Annotated in this window: 4 protein-coding genes; all 4 read left to right on the top strand. The window is 64.5% G+C overall.

Annotation, left to right across the window (positions count from 1 at the left end):
* The first annotated feature begins 1 nt into the window (after position 1).
* The 4 genes from ABIB36_RS05930 to ABIB36_RS05915 all read left to right on the top strand — a co-directional run bounded on the left by ABIB36_RS05930 (position 2) and on the right by ABIB36_RS05915 (position 18,725).
* Positions 2 to 727, top strand: coding sequence for an amino acid ABC transporter ATP-binding protein (locus tag ABIB36_RS05930; RefSeq protein WP_084345842.1), 726 nt, complete (start codon positions 2 to 4; stop codon positions 725 to 727).
* Between the two features lie 84 nt (positions 728 to 811).
* Positions 812 to 2,857: a PhoX family protein gene (locus ABIB36_RS05925; protein ID WP_354560296.1), complete on the top strand. Its 2,046-nt coding sequence runs from the start codon at positions 812 to 814 to the stop codon at positions 2,855 to 2,857.
* 284 nt (positions 2,858 to 3,141) lie between these two features.
* The gene (locus ABIB36_RS05920) at positions 3,142 to 17,733 is read left to right on the top strand and encodes a non-ribosomal peptide synthetase (protein WP_354560298.1); all 14,592 of its coding nucleotides are present in this window, start codon (positions 3,142 to 3,144) and stop codon (positions 17,731 to 17,733) included.
* On the top strand, positions 17,730 to 18,725 hold the full coding sequence (locus ABIB36_RS05915) for an alpha/beta hydrolase (protein WP_084345845.1): 996 nt from the start codon (positions 17,730 to 17,732) through the stop codon (positions 18,723 to 18,725). The genes ABIB36_RS05920 and ABIB36_RS05915 overlap by 4 nt, the downstream gene beginning before the upstream one ends.
* Positions 18,726 to 18,737: the final 12 nt, after the last annotated feature.

Raw genomic sequence — 18,737 nt, 5'->3', positions numbered from 1 at the left:
AATGGCTGTCTCATTGACCGGCACCGACATTCATCTCGCTTTCGGTGCCAACAAGGTGCTCAGGGGTGTGAACATTCACGTCGACGCGGGCCGCACCACCACGGTGATCGGGCCTTCGGGATCAGGCAAGTCGACGTTGCTCCGTGCGCTCAACCGCCTCCATGAACCCGACCAGGGCGACGTTCTGCTCGACGGAAAATCGGTGTTGAAGGACAACCCGGACGAGTTGCGTCAGCGCATCGGCATGGTGTTCCAACAGTTCAACCTGTTCCCACACAAGACAGTGGCGGACAACGTCTCGCTCGGCCTACGCAAGCTGAAAGGTCAGTCGAAGGACGAGGCGCGCGCTGCGGCGATGGAGCAACTCGAGCTCGTCGGTCTGTCGAACAAGGCAGATTCGCGCCCGGGCAACCTCTCCGGTGGTCAGCAGCAACGCGTCGCCATCGCTCGGGCACTCGCCATGAAGCCCGAGGTGATGTTCTTCGACGAGGCAACATCGGCGCTGGACCCCGAGTTGGTCAAGGGTGTGCTCGCGCTGATGGCCGATCTCGCCTCCGGTGGTATGACGATGGTCGTCGTCACGCACGAAATGGGTTTCGCGCGTTCGGTGTCGAACAAGGTGTTGTTCATGGATCACGGGAGTGCCATCGAAACCGGTACCCCGGAACAACTTTTCGACGACCCGCATACCGATCGACTGAAGCAGTTTCTCTCGCAGGTCCTGTAGGCAACTGCGCCGCACGTTTCGATATCGCCTGCCGTTCACCTCGGCGTTCCCCCGCTTTCGTTTCGACCTGTCACCGTTCGCGGCATGAAGCTTCTTCCGATCCTTTCGGCCCACGACGGCAGCTCCGCGCGTTCTTCCTTGACGTGCAAGTACAAGTGCGGTGACGCCTGCTTCCACGAGATCCCGAACACCTCGAAGGGCCAATACTTCGGCGACATCGTCAAGACTGCGATGACGCGCCGCGGGGTACTACGCGGCGGCGCGATGGCTGTGGTGGCGGTCGGCGCCGGAAGCGTGCTTGCTGCGTGCAGTACGGACGAGGCAAGCTCTACGGGTTCGAGCAGCGAGATGAGCACACCACCGGTCGACGGTGTCGACTTCGTCGCAGTCGAGCCCAACACCGAAGATGCCGTCGTGGTTCCTCAGGGCTACGAGCAGGGCGTCATCATTCGCTGGGGTGATCCGGTCCTCGCGGGCGCCCCGACCTTCGATTTCGACAATCAGACCGCCGCCGCGCAGAACATGCAGTTCGGGTACAACAACGATTTCGCCGGACTGTTGCCGATCGAAGGGACTCCGAACGGCTACCTTCTCGTGGTCAATCACGAGTACACGACCGAGCCGTTCCTGTTCAAGGGATACGACGCGGAGAATCCGACGAGTGCGCAGTTCGATATCGCCCTTGCCGCACATGGCCTTTCCGTGGTCCAGGTGACGGGTCGGTCCGGTTCCGGCGCACTGACGCCGGGGCTCGGGAAGTACAACCGTCGCATCACCGGCACGACGGAGTTTCTGCTGACAGGTCCCGCAGCAGGCAGTGATTTTCTCAGGACGAGCGTCGATTCGACCGGCACCAAGGTCTTCGGAACGTTCAACAACTGTTCCGGGGGCCTCACCCCGTGGGGCACCGTGCTGTCCGGTGAAGAGAACATCAACCAGTACTTCGGGAACGCCGAATCCGTCACCGATCCTGTTGCCGCGCAGCGACTTGCCCGCTATGGCATCGAGGGCGCGGCCAGTGATCGCAAGTGGGAGCGTTTCGACAAGCGTTTCGATCTGGCCCAGGAACCCAACGAGGTCAACCGGTTCGGCTATGTCGTCGAGGTCGACCCGTGGAATCCGACCGGGGTTCCGATCAAGCACACGGCACTGGGTCGTTTCAAGCACGAGGCCGCAACCATCTACGTCACCGATGACGGCACCGTCGTCGCATACAGCGGTGACGACGAGCGGTTCGACTACATGTACAAGTTCGTATCGAGTCGAAAGATGATGCCCGGCAACGGTCAAGCAGCGATGCGTCACAATCTGACGATTCTCGATGCGGGCACGTTGCATGTCGCCGTACTCACCGGTGACGCCCCCGACGCGATCGACGGCACCGGCACGCTGCCGGAGGCCGGTAAGTTCGCCGGGAAAGGCGAGTGGATTCCGCTCCTTCGTACCGGCGACGACGGCCGTGGCGAATCGCTGGTCGACGGGATGTCCGCCGAAGAGGTGGCGGTGTTCACCCGGCAGGCCGGAGACAAGGTCGGCGCGACGAAGATGGACCGACCAGAGGATTTCGAGCCGAACCCGGTGACCGGCAAGGTGTATGTGGCACTGACCAACAACACCAAGCGCGGCACCGATGGAAAAGCGGCCGCCGACGAGGCCAACCCACGCGAGAAGAACAAGAACGGCCAGATCCTCGAGATCGACGACGACCACGCAGGTACCACGTTCGTGTGGAATCTACTCATCGTCGCGGGTGATCCGAACGAGGCCGACACCTATTTCGGTGGCTTCGACAAAACTCAGGTCAGTCCCATCTCATGCCCGGACAATCTGGCTTTCGACTCCAAGGGCAACCTGTGGATCTCTACGGACGGCAACGCTCTGGAGTCGAACGACGGCTTGTTCGCGGTGGTTCTCGACGGCGAACGACGCGGAGAGACGCGTCAGTTCCTGACTGTCCCTGCCGGGGGCGAGACGTGTGGTCCGATCATCTCGGACGAGCGCGTCGTCGTCGCAGTCCAGCATCCGGGTGAGTTCGACGAGGCATCTGCCGACAACCCGATGTCGCACTGGCCCGATGGCGGCGATTCTCAACCGCGTCCGGCCATGGTTGCGGTCTGGAAAACCCAGTAGCCGGTACCCATGAGGCCCGCATAGCTGCTGGATGGCGGCTGTGCGGGCCTTCTTCGCTAGTAGTCGTCCTTTAAACCGTCGACGCACCCTGTGACTTCTCTCGAGGGGCGGCGGTGTGTTCCCGTTTCCGGTTGACCCCTGGTAACGGTTGTGTAAACCTCGGTAGGACAGACCGGCAGTTGGGTTTCACATCACGAATGCAAACGGCGTATCGGGCAACGTCCAGTTTGCGATAACCCAGCGCCTCACTCCGGTACCGATGCTCCCGACTGAGAGAGCACACTGTGGATTCGGTTGAATCACTGGAAGTACGTTCGGACGAGAGTGACCGTGCATCCGCCGCTGACGCCGCGCCCTTCCCGCTCACCGCGGCACAGAAGGGATTGTGGTTCGCGCAGCACCTGATGCCCGAAGTTCCCATCACGATTGCGAACTATCTCGACATTCGCGGAACCGTCGACATCGAGATGATGCTGTACGCAGTTCGACGCACCGTTCGCGAGCTCGGGGCGGGATCGCTTCGCCTGGTCGAGATCGACGGAGAGCCACAACAATACGTCGACGCCGCACAGAGCGAGGACACGGTCAGGCTCGACTTCAGTGACTCCGCCGATCCTGAGCAGTCCGCACTGGACTGGATGCAGGCCGCGTACTGCGAGCCGATCGATCTCGTCGGTGGCCCACTCACCCGCCTCGCGATCATCCGGATCTCTCCGGACCGCATTTTCTGGTATTCCCACAGCCACCACATTGCACTCGATGGCTTCGGGGCAGTCCAGCTGATCAATCGCGCTGCCGAGATCTACTCTGCCGTCGTCGAGGGCCAGGATCCTTCCCCGTCGAAGGCAGGGGCCCTCGTGGACATCTACGGGGCGGAGGCGGCGTACCGGGCTTCGCCGCGGTTCGGCAAGGATCGCCAGTACTGGATGGACAAGACCCGCGATATGCCGGCGCCGGCCAGCCCGGCAGGGATGGCCGCTCCACCGTCGTCGCGGTCGCGAATTTGCGGGGAACCGCTGCCGGAGATGCTCGAGGTGGCACTGGCACGTACCGCGGACCGGCTCGATTCTGCTTTCGCGCCGATAGCCGTCGCCGCTGTCGCGGCATTTTTATCCGCGCTCACTGGGTCCGAGGACATCGTGTTGAGCCTGCCGGTTGCGGGCCGCACCACTGCGTTGCTCCGTCGCTCGGGCGGCATGGTCTCCAACGTGCTGCCGATCCGTGTTCGCATCGGCTCGGATACCACCGTCGCGGGCCTGGTCGCGGAGGTTCAACTCGAGCTGACGGGCGCACTGCGTCACCAGCGGTACCGCGCCGAAGACATCCGCCGCGACGCCGATATGCCGCGCGAGCAACGCGGCTTCTTCGGGCCCGCGATCAACATCATGGCGTACGACGAAAAAGTGCAGCTGGGTACTGTGACCGGGTTGTTCAACGTGCTGTCCACCGGACCGGTCGAGGATTTGTCGGTCAACCTCTACCCGGCCGTCGGGGGTGGAAGATCTCGCATCGACTTCGAGGCGAACCCGAACGTCTACAGCGAACAGGCTTTTCGCGACCTTCACAATCGATTCCTCGGGCTGCTGGCGCAGTTCCTCGGCAGCGAGCCGTCGGCGCCCGTCATCGGGTTCGACATCCTCGACGTCGAAGAAGTACGAGCACTCGTGCCTGCGCGCGGACCCGCCGCCGCGGCACCTTCCTCGATGCCGGACATCCTCGCCGCGGGTACGGCCCGCAATCGCGACGGTATCGCGCTGATCGCCGGGGCGCAGACACTCACGTACCGCGAACTGGACCTCTCCAGCAACGCTCTCGCGCGCGCTCTCATCGCTCGAGGCGCCGGGCCGGACACCGTCGTCGCGGTGTCGTTCCCACGGTCGATCGACTCGGTTCTCGCATTCTGGGCGGTCGCCAAGTCGGGCGCATCTTTCGTCCCGATCGATCCGACGTATCCGCGAGAACGCATCGCGCACATGGTCGGTGAGTCCGGGGTGCTGATCGGTCTCAGTGCCCGTTCACTGGCCGCGTCACTCCCCGACAGCGTCCACTGGTTGACCCTCGACGACAAGACACTGACCGAAGAACTCGCCGAACGAAGCTCGGCTCCGATCACCGACGCCGATCGCCGGTGCGCTCTCGATCTCGACCACGCCGCCTACACGATCTACACCTCGGGTTCGACGGGGACACCGAAGGGTGTCCTGGTCACCCATCGCGGATTGAGTGCATTCACCACCGCGGAGCGGCCCGAGCTCGGGCTGACTCCCGCCTCCAGAGTTCTGCGCTTCTCCTCCTCCAGCTTCGACGCGTCGATCTTCGAAATGATCGCTGCATTCAGCGCTGGTGCCACCATGGTCATCGCGCCGCCCGAGGTGTACGGCGGGCGTGATCTGACCCAACTGATGACCGAGCACGCCGTCACCCATATCATCACCGCTCCCGCACTTCTGTCGACCGTTGCCGTCGAAGAGGTCGCCTCGCTCGAGTCCGTCGTCGTCGGTGGTGACGTCTGCCCACCGGATCTGGTCGAGCGCCTGGCGGGCGTTGCCGATCTTCGAAACAGCTACGGCCCCACCGAGTCCACCATCGTCATCACGATGACCGAGCCGCAGCACGACCCGCACTCGATCACCATCGGCCGTCCACTCCAAGGCGCATCGGCAGTCGTCCTCGACCGTTGGTTACGTCCCGTTCCGTCCGGAGCGTCGGGTGAGTTGTACGTCGGCGGGCCTGGCCTGGCGCGTGGTTACCACCGCCGCTTCGATCTGACGGCCGAGCGATTCGTTGCCGATCCGTTCGGGTCCGGAACCCGGCTGTACCGGACCGGCGACGTCGTACGGTGGCGCGGCGACGACGTCGCCGGGGCCGAACTCGAGTTCGTGGGCCGCAGCGACTTCCAGGTTCAATTGCACGGGCTGCGCATCGAGTTGGGCGAAGTGGACGCAGTGCTGGCGTGGCATGCCTCGACGGACTTCGTCGTCTCCACCATCTTCCGTCACGGCGGTCAGTCCCAACTCGTCTCCTATGTCAAGATCAAGCCGGATCACACTTTCGATCGCGAGTCCCTACTTGCTCTGGCTTCGGATTTCCTTCCGACACAGATGATTCCGGTACACCTGATCGAGCTCGAGGCGGTGCCACTGACGGCCACGGGTAAGGTGGACCGCTCGGCGCTGCCCGATCCCATCGACACCGGGACCACTACTGCCTTCCGTGCGGCAAGCGGTCCCGTCGAACTGGCCATCGCCGAATCGATGGCTTCCGTCCTCGGTCTCGACTCCATCGGCGTCGACGATTCGTTCTTCGCCCTCGGTGGCGACAGTATCGTCGCCATTCAACTCGTCTCTCGGGCAAAAGAATCCGGCGTCATCTTCACCCCACGCGATGTTTTCGAGCGCCGTACCGTCGCGGCCCTCGCCGAGGTTGCGGCGAATACGGCCGATCGAGTCCAGCTCGCGGAGCTCGACGGCGGCGGCGTCGGCCCGATGCCGCTGCTTCCGATCGCGCGCAGCGTGTGCGCTCGCGCCGCCGAACCCGCGGACCTCGACAGCTTCTACCAGGCACTTGTCCTGACCTCGCCGCCCGACCTCGACCCGACACGGCTCCGTCGTACTGTCGCCGCCATCCTCGATCAGCACGACATGCTGCGGGCACGCTGGGTGGGGGAGAACCTGGTCGTCGGCGCGCCGGGTACCGTTTCCCCGGAGTCGGTGATCTCGCACGAAACAGTAGGTGCCGAAACACAATTAGCGTCGGCGATAGAGGATTCCGCCAGACGCGCGGCCCGTCGTCTCCGTCCACGGGACGGTGTCATGCTCCAACTGGTCTCCGTCGTGGGCGACGGCTGGGCGCGGCTCGTCATCGTCGCTCACCACCTGGTGATCGACGGCGTGTCCTGGCGCATTCTCGTGCCGGACCTGGCGTCGGCATGGTCGCAGAGCGGCGACGCGATCACGCTCGCGCCGACGGGAACCTCGATGCGGCGATGGACGCACGGTCTCGCCGACCTCGACTTCACGGAAGAACGCGACGGATGGATATCGATCCTCGACGGTGAAAGCACACCGATCGGCTCCCGACCTCTCGATCCGAAGCGCGACACCGGCGCAAGCACACGAACCGTCCAACTCGACATCGACGCCGACGTCACCGCCGCCGTGTTGGGTCCGCTCACCGCCGCGTACCGAATGGGCCCCGAGGATGCTCTCCTGACGGCATTGGCGCTGGCTCTTCACCGGTGGCGCGGCACGTCACAGTTGGTGTCGATCGAGAGTCACGGCCGCGACGAAGAGCTACTTCCCGGCGCCGATCTGACTCGGACAGTCGGGTGGTTCACCACCGTGCACCCCGTCAGGCTGTCGGTGCCCGACGCGGCCGATCCTGCTGCGACGGTGAAGGCGGTCAAGGAACAGCTCCGCTCGATACCCGCCCGCGGGACCGGATACGGGGTGCTTCGCGCAGCCGGGGCTCTGGACGGACTCCCCGCCCCGCAGATCAGCTTCAACTACCTCGGACGGGTAGCGGAGACTCCAGAGGAACTCCTCGGCGTCGGATGGATTCCCGATATGACGGCCGAGGTGCATGGCGGAAGTGGCGTCGATCTTGCAACCGACGTGGTGATCGACATCAACGTCGTGCTTGCGGGGAAGAGGCTTTCGACTCGAATCGGCTACCCGGACGGGGTGCTGACCGATGCCGAGGTCCGTGAGTTCGCATCGCTGTGGGCCGTTGCGATCGGTGAACTCTCCGCGCACGCCAAGGACCCGTCGGCCGGCGGTCTGACTCCCGCCGACGTGGCATTGGTCCAGGTCGATCAGCATCGAATCGAATTGTGGGAGTACAGCTTCGGCCGGATCGATGACGTATGGCCACTGGCACCGTTGCAACGCGGGCTGATGTTCCATGCCGATCTGACCCGTGACGGCGTGGACGTCTACGCCGCCCAGATCGTGTTCGAGCTCGACGGGGATATCGACGGCCCGCGGTTGCGTCGCGCCGCGCAGCGCCTGCTCGATCGCCATGACAACCTTCGCGCTTGTTTCGTTCACGACGCGCGTGGCCTGCCGGTGCAGGTGATTCTCGCTGACGTCGACGCGCCGTGGCGTGAGGACACCGTCACCGATCCGGAGCGGATCATCGCCGAGGAACGACTGCGAAGATTCGACATGGCAACTGCCCCGCTGGTCCGCTTCGCGTTGCTGCACAGCGCCGGCCGGACACAACTGGTCGTCACCAATCACCACATCCTGTTCGACGGCTGGTCGATGCCGATCTTCATCAAGGATCTGCTGGTGCTGTACGGCACCGACGCCCCGATCCCGACCCCGGCCAGGGCGTACCGTGACTACCTCGAATGGCTCTCCCGACGCGACCACGATGCTGCCCGCGAGCGTTGGGTCACTGCGCTGGAGGGCCTCGACGAACCGACTCTCCTCGCGCCCGCAATTGGCTCCGCGGACGGCACGTCGGTGTTGCCGCGCGAGGTGCCCCTTCGCGTCCACCGCGACGCCATTGCAGCGCTGGCGAAGGATGCATCGGTGACGGTCAATACCGTCGTCCAGGTCGCGTGGTCGATCGTGTTGTCTTCCTTGCTCACTCGCAGCGACGTCGTGTTCGGCGCGACGGTGTCGGGCAGGCCTGCCGAGGTGCCCGGCGCGACGGACACTCTCGGACTGTTCATCAACACCCTGCCCGTGCGGGTGCGATCGAGCGCCACCGATTCGGTTCGGACGGTGATGGCTCGGTTGCAGAGCGAGCAGGTAGAACTGCTCGACGTCCATCACGTCGGACTTGCCGATATTCAGGGTGCGGCAGGCCCTGGGGCGATGTTCGATACGTTGACGGTCTTCGAGTCCTACCCGATCGATCGCAGTGCCTTGCGGTCCGATACCGATATAGACGGGATGCGGGTGCTCGACATCGCGGTCGAGGACGCAACGCACTATCCGTTGACGCTCGTCACGGTGTTGGAACCGGATCTGACCATGACGTTGAGGTACTCACCGGACGCGTTCTCGCCCGGGCAGGTCACGACGATGACCGAGCGTCTGCAACGTGTACTGACGGCGATGACCAACCGTCCCGACGGCGCCCTCATCGATATCGACGTGTTGGGGGAGCTCGAACGCGAAGCGCTGACCCTGGACTGGAATGCCACCGACCGCGAGATCGAACCACCGACGCTCACGGACCTGCTGAGCGCGGCATCGAGCACGTACGCGTCCGAGACGTGCGTGGTGTTCGAAGAGCATTCGTTGACCTACGGCAGTTTCGCCGCGAGGGTTCACTGCCTGGCGCGTTTCCTTCTCTCCCGCGGTGTCGGTCCGGAGTCGGTGGTCGCCGTCGCACTGCCGCGATCCATCGATCAACTCGTCGCCATCCACGCCGTCGTGCACGCAGGTGCTGCGTACTTGCCTCTGGACCCGACTCTTCCCGGCACACGAATCGCCTACATGGTCGATACCTGTTCTCCTGCTTTGATATTGGGTTCTCACATCGAAGCGACTGCACCGGTCATCGACCCGCGCACCCTCGACCTGTCACGGTTCGGTACCGGGCCCATCGCACCGTGGGAGCGAAAGTCTGGCCCCCGCGGAGGGAATACGGCATACGTCATCTTCACCTCGGGGTCCACCGGTATGCCCAAAGGTGTTGCAGTATCGCATGCCTCGATCGTCAACCGACTGCTCTGGATGCAGGACACCTATCCGTTGGACGAGTCCGACGTCGTACTGCACAAGACGCCGACCACATTCGACGTCTCGGTGTGGGAACTGTTCTGGCCCCATCTCACCGGCGCCCGAACCGTCATCGCCGAGCCCGAAGGCCACCGCGATCCCAAGTACCTCTCGGGCCTCGTCCAGGAGCAGGGGATCACCACCGCGCACTTCGTCCCGTCGATGCTGGATCTGTTCCTCGAGTACGGTGACACCGCAGCGTGCACGTCGTTGCGGCACGTCTTCGCGAGCGGTGAAGCACTTCAGCGATCGACCGTTCGACGGTTCCATGCCGCGCTGGATACCTCGCTGCACAATCTCTACGGACCTACCGAGGCCGCTGTCGACGTCACGTTCCACGACACCGAACCCGGCGGCGACTCGCTGGTTCCGATCGGCGTCCCGGTGTGGAACACCCAGCTGCGAGTTCTCGATCCGGTTCTACGTCTCGTCCCCATCGGCGCCGTCGGCGAGTTGTACCTCGCCGGCGCACAACTCGCACGCGGTTATCTCCGGCGGGCCCCGCTGACCTCGGAACGATTCGTCCCCGACCCGTTCGGTAGCGGCACCCGACTCTACCGAACCGGCGACCTCGTTCGATGGACCCTCGATGGTGAACTGGAATATCTGGGCCGCAACGACTTTCAGGTCAAGCTCCGTGGACAGCGTCTCGAACTCGGTGACATAGAGGCATCCATTTTACGCACACCCGGCGTCGCGTCGACCGTCGTCACCGTCCACGGATCGGGCGCCGACCACGTGAGTCATTCCGCAGGCTCCACTCCGAACGAGACACTCGTCGCCTACGTATCCGGAACGGCGTCGATCGAGGAGATCCGCAGCCGAGCCGAAGCCGAACTTCCGGCCTACATGGTTCCGACCGTCTACGTGCCGCTGACGCGAATGCCTCTCGGCCGCAACGGCAAACTCGATCGGTCCGCGTTGCCGGAGCCGGTCGGTGATTCGGCCGAGGTCATCGCCCCGGCCGACGACACCGAAGCAGCCGTGGCCGCGATCTTCGCCGACGTACTCGGTCGATCCGACGTAGGAGTGACCATCGGCTGGTTCGAACTCGGCGGGAATTCGCTGACGGCTACCCAGGTCGTCGCGCGGGTCAATTCCGAGCTCGGCAGCAACATCGGTGTGCGAGCCCTCTTCGATCACCCCACCGTCCGGTCATTGTCGGCGCAACTCGCACACGGGCAGAGCGGTCTCGCACTCGGCGCCGCAGTGCGCCCCGAGTCGATTCCGCTCGCACCCAACCAACACCGCATGTGGCTGCTCAACCGCTTCGACCCGGCTTCGGGGGCGTACAACATCGCGGGCGCCATTCGCCTGACCGGAGACCTCGACACCGACGCGCTTCGTCAGGCAGTGTTCGACGTCGTCGAACGGCACGAAGCACTGCGGACCGTCTACCCCGATTCTCCGGACGGCCCACGACAGGTCGTGCTGGAGTCCGCCGCACTGGAGGTGCCGACGACCGACACCACCGAGGGCGATCTCGCCGGGGCGCTGGCGATCATGGCCGCGCGCGGCTTCGACGTCACCGCGCAACCGCCGATCCGGGCCGCCGTTCTCCGGCTCGGCCCCACCGAACACGTACTGATGGTGATCACCCATCACATCGCCGCGGACGGTTGGTCGATGCGTCCACTGGCTCGGGATGTCATGGCGGCCTACACCTCCCGGACCCACGGGACTGCGCCGACGTGGACGCCGCTGGCGATCCAGTACGCCGATTACGCGATGTGGAAGATCGAAGTACTGGGATCGGAGTCCGATAAGGACTCGATGATCTCCCAGCAACTCGCCTTCTGGAAGAACGAACTCCGCGGGGTACCCGAACGACTGCCGCTGCCGACGGACCGTCCGCACCCCGCCGCCGCGTCGCACCGCGGTGCTACCGCCGAATTCACCGTCACCGACGACACCCGCCGCGGCGTCACTGCACTCGCGCAACGCACGGGGACGACGCCGTTCATGGTCCTGCATGCCGCGCTGGCAGTGCTGTTGGCGAGAGTGTCGGGAGAACGTGACATCACCGTCGGCACGCCCGTCGCAGGTCGCGGCGAAGAGGCGCTCGACGAGATGGTCGGCATGTTCGTGGGCACCCTCACTCTGCGGACCGAGATCGATCTCGCGGCGAGCTTCACCGAGCTGCTGCACCGGGTTCGTGACCGCGACCTCGCTGCCTACAGCAATGCCGACGTCCCGTTCGATCGACTCGTCGAGGTCCTGGCGCCCACCCGGTCCACGGCACATCACCCTCTGTTCCAGGTCATGTTGTCCGTGGACGACTCGGCGCCGACGGTAGAACTGCCCGGTCTCGTGGTCGCTCCGGTCACCGGTGTCGCGGCCGTCGCGAAGTTCGATCTGCAACTCGAAATCGATCCCGTCGATTTCCACGGAACATTCACCTACGCAACAGATTTGTTCGACGCCTCGACGATCGCCTCCTTCGCCCGGCACTTCGTGAACATTCTCGCCACGGCCACCGCCGACCCCGACGCAGTGGTCGGCGACATCGATCTCGCTGATCCCACAGTGCTGCAGGGCAGCCCCGCACTGCGCCGACGCACTCTGCCGCAGCTGTTGGCATCGGCTGTGGTCAACTCGACCGGCGCCGCGGCACTCGAGGACGGCGATATCGTCTGGACCTACCCGGAACTCGACGATACATCCACCCGCATCGCTCGACAACTGATCGCACGCGGCGCAGGGCCTGAGTCTTCGGTCGCAATCATGATGGGACGCAGTGCAACTGCCGTTCTGATGCTGTGGGCGGTAGCCAAGACCGGGGCCGCGTTCGTCCCGATCGATCCGCGCTATCCGGCAGGCAGAATCGAACATATGCTGACCGATTCCGGTGCACAACTGGGCATCGGGGAGCCCGGAGTCGGATCCGTGCACTGGATTCGCCCCAGCGAGCTGGACCCGTCGGTTGGATCGGCGGCCCCGATCACCGACGCCGACCGGATTCTCACGCTGCGCCCGGAGCACCGCGCGTACATCATCTACACCTCCGGCTCGACTGGAACACCGAAGGGTGTGGCGGTCACGCACAACGGCCTCGCCAACTTCAGCGCCGAGTTGTGCGAACGATTGCGGCTGGACAACGGCAGTCGCACATTCCATTTCGCGTCGGCCAGTTTCGACGCCTCGATACTGGAAATGCTGCTCCCTCTCGGCACCGGTTGCACTATGGTCATCGCCGGACCCGACATCTACGGCGGCGCCGAACTGACGCGGGCCCTGCGCGGAGTCACCCACGCCTTCGTGACCCCAGCCGCACTCGCCACGGTGGATCCCGACGCCTTACCCGAGCTGAGCACCGTCGTCGTCGGGGGAGAAGCCAGCGGGACCGAGCTGGTCCGGACCTGGGCAGGCCGGGTCGCGATGTTCAATGCGTACGGCCCCACCGAGGCCACCATCGCCGCGACCATCGACGGGCCACTGGCCCCCGAGCTACGGTTCGGAATCGGCGGACCGATACGCGGAGTCAGCGCGTACGTGCTCGATTCTCGACTCCATCCGGTACCCAGCGGGGTGATCGGCGAGCTCTACGTCGGCGGCGACTCCCTCGCTCGTGGCTACCACGGCAAGGTCGGTACGACAGCGGCCAGCTTCGTGGCCGATCCCTTCTCGCGACGCGGAACCCGCCTCTACCGCACGGGCGACCGTGTCCGCAGTCTCGGTGGTTCGTTCGAGTTCCTGGGCCGCGCCGACGCACAGGTCAAGGTCCGCGGTTTTCGTATCGAACTGGGCGAGATCGATGCAGTCCTCACCCGGCATCCCGACGTCGACAACGCAGTCTCCGATGTAGATTCCGATGCCGTCGTCAGCTATGTCGTTCCGGCAGTGGGCCGTTCACCGGTTCCGGCCGACCTTCTCGAGCATGCCCGTCGCACTCTGCCGTCGCACATGGTTCCTCGATCGGTGACGATCATCGAATCGATTCCGGTAACAGCGGCAGGCAAGCTCGATCGGTCGGCGCTGCCCGCACCGGTGAAGGTGGAACGGGAGTTCCTCGCACCGAGAACCGACAGCGAGATACTCGTCGCCGAGGTGTTCGCCACCGTCTTCGATCTGGACCGTGTGGGGGCCGACGAGGACTTCTTCGACCTCGGCGGTAATTCGCTCGTCGCCACGCGCGTGGTCGGACGCATCAACGAACGTGCCGGAACCTCACTGCCGGTGCGGTCTCTGTTCGATTCCCCCACAGTCGCAGGCATTGCCGTCGCTCTCGATACCGCCGATCGTTCGCAGCTTCCCGTCCTGACGGCAGGCCCACGACCGCGGCGCATTCCGTTGTCCGCGGCGCAGAGCAGGATGTGGCTACTCAACCGAGCCGATCCCGACTCCGCCGCATACAACATCGCGTTGGCCGTCAGGTTGACCGGCACGCTCGATGCGGCGGCGCTCACCCTTGCCGTGCAGGACGTGCTCGGTCGGCACGAGTCCCTGCGCACGACGTACCCGGGCGGCTACGAACCCGAGCAGGTGATCCTCGAAGCCGATGCCGTCGGGCTGAACCTGACGCCCGTCGACGTCGAAGAACATGCCGTGCTCGCCGAGACCGCGAAGGTGCTGGGGCGAGGGTTCGATGTCACGGCTGGGGTCCCGCTGCGCGGATCGCTTCTGCGCACACGAGCCGACGAGTACGTACTCCTGCTGGTCGTGCATCATATTGCGGCCGACGGGGTCTCGATGATTCCATTGACTCGCGACATCCTCACGGCGTACACGGCACGACTACACGGTGCTCCTGCGCCCTGGAGTCCCCTGCCCGCGCAGTACGCCGACTACGCCCTGTGGCAGCACAGCGTCCTGGGGTCCACCGAGGATCCGGATTCGGTGGCCTCCCGCCAACTCGACTATTGGCGAACAACGTTGGACGGTTTGCCGGACCTGCTCGACCTCCCATCCGACCGTCGCCGACCTGCGGTCGCATCGCAGCGCGGCGACCAGGTCACCTTCGAGCTGGACGATCGCACGTTCGCCGCCGCACGCTCCCTCGCCCATCGTCACGGCGCGTCGACCTTCATGGTCATGAACGCGGCGTACGCGATACTGCTCGCACGGTTGTCGGGTACCAGCGACATCGCCGTCGGGACGACGGTGTCCGGCCGAGGGGCCGGTATGCTCGACGACGTCGTCGGCATGTTCGTCGGAACTCTCGTGCTACGCAACGAGGTACGGCCCTCGGCGAGCTTCACCGAGTTGCTCGCCGAGGTCCGAGAGCGCAATCTCGACGCATTCGCCAACGCCGACATACCGTTCGAGAAAGTCGTCGAGGCGTTGCGGCCCACCAGGTCGACTTCGCACTCGCCGCTGTTCCAAGCGCTTCTCGCATACGAGCACGAGCGCCCGAGCACTATCGATCTACCGGGTCTGACCGTTTCGAAGTTCCCTTACGAACCGGGGGTCACGCGTTTCGATCTGGCGCTGACACTTTCCGAGACCGACCAGGGACTTTCTGGCGCTTTGCGCTACAGCACCGACCTGTTCGACGCCGACACCGTCGCCGGATTCGCCGCGAGGTTCGAGATGATCCTCGGCGCCGCTGTTGCCGAGCCTTCGCGTCCCGTCGGCGACATCGACATCCTCGACGCCGCCGAACGCAGTGCGCTGGCACCGGTACACGGCGCCGATGCACCGACGCCGTGTACGTTCTCGGAGCTGATCGCGTCGGCGGTATCGCAGAATCCCGACGGCGTGGCCGTGCGCTGGCGCGGTCGTGATTACACCTATGCCGACGCCGATGCCGCATCGACACAGCTTGCCCGGGTGCTTCTCGGCTACGGTATCGGCCCGGAAACGGTGGTGGCGCTCGGCCTTCCACGTTCGGTGGAATCCGTCCTCGCGGTGTGGGCGGTCACCAAGACCGGTGCCGCGTACGTTCCCGTCGATCCCGCGTACCCGGCCGACCGCCTCGAGCACATGGTCACCGATTCCGGTGCCGTCATGGGAATCACCCTTGCCGAGCATGTATCGGCACTGCCGACCGGGATCACCTGGCTCGAACTCGACTCGGAAGAGCAAGTAGCCGAACAGGAAAGCGCACCGAAGACTTCGATAGGCGCCACCGAATCGAACGGCTATGTCGACCTCGACACGGCTGCTTACATGATCTACACCTCGGGATCCACCGGTATGCCCAAGGGAGTGGTGGTGAGCCATCGCGGTATCGCCAATCTCGCGGCGTCGCGGCGCGAACTGCACCGAGTGCAGTCCTCCTCGCGCTTCTTGCACAACACTTCACCGAGCTTCGACATGGCCGTCGGCGAGATGGTGTCGGCGCTGTCCGCCGCTGCCACACTCGTCATCTCACCACCGGAGATCCTCGGCGGCGACGAACTGACGGACTTCCTGCGAGCGGAGCGCGTCACGCACGCGTTGATGACGCCTTCGGCCTTGTCGACCCTCGATCCCGAGAACCTGACAGACCTCGAAGTCGTCTGTGTCGGCGGAGAAGCCTGCAGCCCGGAACTGGTGTCTCGGTGGGCACCCGGGCGGCTCATGCTCAACGGCTACGGCCCCACGGAAGCTACGGACATCTCGACGCTCGGCCCAGTCGAGAACGGGTCACCGATCGACATAGGCGCGCCGATCACCGGGTTCGAAGCCGTTGTTCTCGACACCCGCCTGCACCCCGTACCGGTCGGCGTCCCCGGTGAGCTCTACGTCGCCGGCCCCGCACTCGCCCGCGGCTATCACGGCCGGCCGGGTCTGAGCAGCGAACGGTTTGTCGCACATCCATTCGGGCACGGCCGGATGTATCGAACCGGCGACATCGTTCGGTGGACGGCGGCCGGCACACTCCGCTACAGCGGTCGGCTCGATCACCAGGTGAAAGTTCGCGGCTTCCGCGTCGAACTCGGTGAAATCGATGCAGCGCTGTCGACGCATCCCGGTGTCGACTTCGCCGTCACGCTCGGCCGTCCGGGCCCATCGGGGGATACTGCGCTCGTCTCGTACGTTCTCGTCACCCAGGACGGGCTCGCCGATCACGATGTCCTGCGCAGCCACGTGCGGGCGCTACTGCCCGGCTACATGATTCCCGCAGCCGTCATGGTTCTGACCACCATCCCGAGGACCCCCACCGGGAAACTCGATGTCGACGCGTTGCCGGAACCGGACTTCTCCGGCCTCCGCAGCGCATACCGACCCCCGGCAACCGCCACGGAAGCTACTGTCGTCCGATCGTTCTCGGAGGTTCTGAAAGTGGACGATGTGTCGGTCACCGACAACTTCTTCGAACTGGGAGGGACTTCACTGAGCGCGATGCGCATGCTCACCGTTCTACGCGAGTCGACGGGCACCACGCTCTCACTCCAGTCGCTCTTGGCCGACCCGGTTCCCGAATCTCTTGCATCACTACTGGATTCGGGAGCCGACGTCGGTAGCTCCTTCGACGTGGTGTTCCCGATCCGCGAAGGTGGGCCCAAGGCGGTACTGTTCTGCATTCACCCGATCATCGGATTGTCCTGGTGTTACGCAGGTTTGGACAAGTACACGGACGGACCCATCTACGGCATTCAGACACCCGGGCTCACCGACCTTCCCGGATCACTCGACGATCTGGCTCAGCGGTACATCGAGGAGATCGAACGGATCGCACCCGACGGCCCATACCACCTGCTCGGCTGGTCGCTCGGCGGCACGATCGCGCACGCGATTGCCGTCGGCCTGCGGGCTTCCGGCAAGGAAGTGCATTCGCTCATCATGTTGGACGCTCACGCCGTTGCACCCGAAGATGTCTGGGACACCGACATGGCCGCGTCGGATCTGATGCACGCAGTAGGAGTTGCTTTGCCCGGCATCGACGATCAGCGGATATCGCTGGACTCGCTGCCGGATCTCGTCTCGGGCTCCGGTGTACTCAGCCGTGACGAGGTCGAACGACTCCTCGGGTCCGCACGCCACAACCACGACATCTCCACCCGACACCATCCCGGCGTGTACGACGGCGAAGTACTGTACGTCGCTGCCGGCCACGAAGAACGGCAAGGACTCTCAACATGGCACCCCTACATTCGAGGCGAAATCACCACAGTGTCCATACCGAACACCCACTGGCAGATGACATCGGAGGCTGCACTGAAATCCATCGGATCGCTGATCGATCACTACATCCGACGCGGGGTGCAGCGATGAAAACTGTGCGACGGCTGATCCTGGCGATCACTGCGGTACTTCTCCTCGCTCCGACGACCGTGGCAGTCGCCGAACCCGCCACTGCGGCAATGGGAACGCTCGACCGAATCGAGCAGGTGGACGACACCCGCTGGAACGTCCACGTCTACTCACCTTCCATGGACCGCGTCATCCAACTCCAAGTGCTCCGGCCCGTGGACACGTCGGTACCGCGTCCGACGCTGTACATGCTCAACGGCGCAGGCGGCGGCGAAGACGGCGCGAACTGGCTGAAGCAGACCGATATGGCCGCCTTCTTCGCCGACAAGAACGTCAACGTCGTCATTCCCGTCGGCGGATACCTGAGCTACTACACCGACTGGGAACGCGACGACCCCGCACTCGGACGCAACAAGTGGCAGACCTTCCTCACCCAGGAACTACCGCCCGTCCTCGACGAAGCACTGAACGCCAACGGCATCAACGCCATCGGCGGATTGTCGATGTCCGCCGGTTCGGTCCTCGATCTGGCGATCCAAGCACCGGGCCTCTACCGCGGAGTGGCGTCGTACAGCGGTTGTGCGCAAACTTCGGACCCCCTGGGACGCAACTTCATTCGCCTGGTGGTGGAAGCTCGCGGTAAGGGCGATGTCGACAACATGTGGGGACCGGACAGTGATCCACGCTGGGTCGAGCACGACCCCTACGTCAATGCCGAGAAGCTACGTGGATTGGAACTGTTCGTCTCCAATTCCACCGGACTGCCCGGACGATACGACATGCCAGGCGTCGTCCGGCCCGTCGGCGCGCCTCCACTGCCCGACCAGGTCGTCATCGGCGGTCTCATCGAAGCAGTCACCAACGGATGTTCCGAGCGGCTCGAGCAACGACTCGACGAACTGGGTATCCCTGCACAGTTCGATCTCGGTTCCCCCGGGACCCATTCGTGGATGTACTGGCAGGACGCGTTGCGTGCCTCGTGGCCGACGTTGGAGCGTGCGCTGACGGGTTAGAGGAGATAGCCG

The organism is Rhodococcus sp. UYP9, from assembly GCF_040547235.1.
GTDB lineage: Bacteria > Actinomycetota > Actinomycetes > Mycobacteriales > Mycobacteriaceae > Rhodococcoides.
Note: the sequence above shows the minus strand (reverse complement) of the source record. Positions and strands in the feature narration are given on the sequence as shown.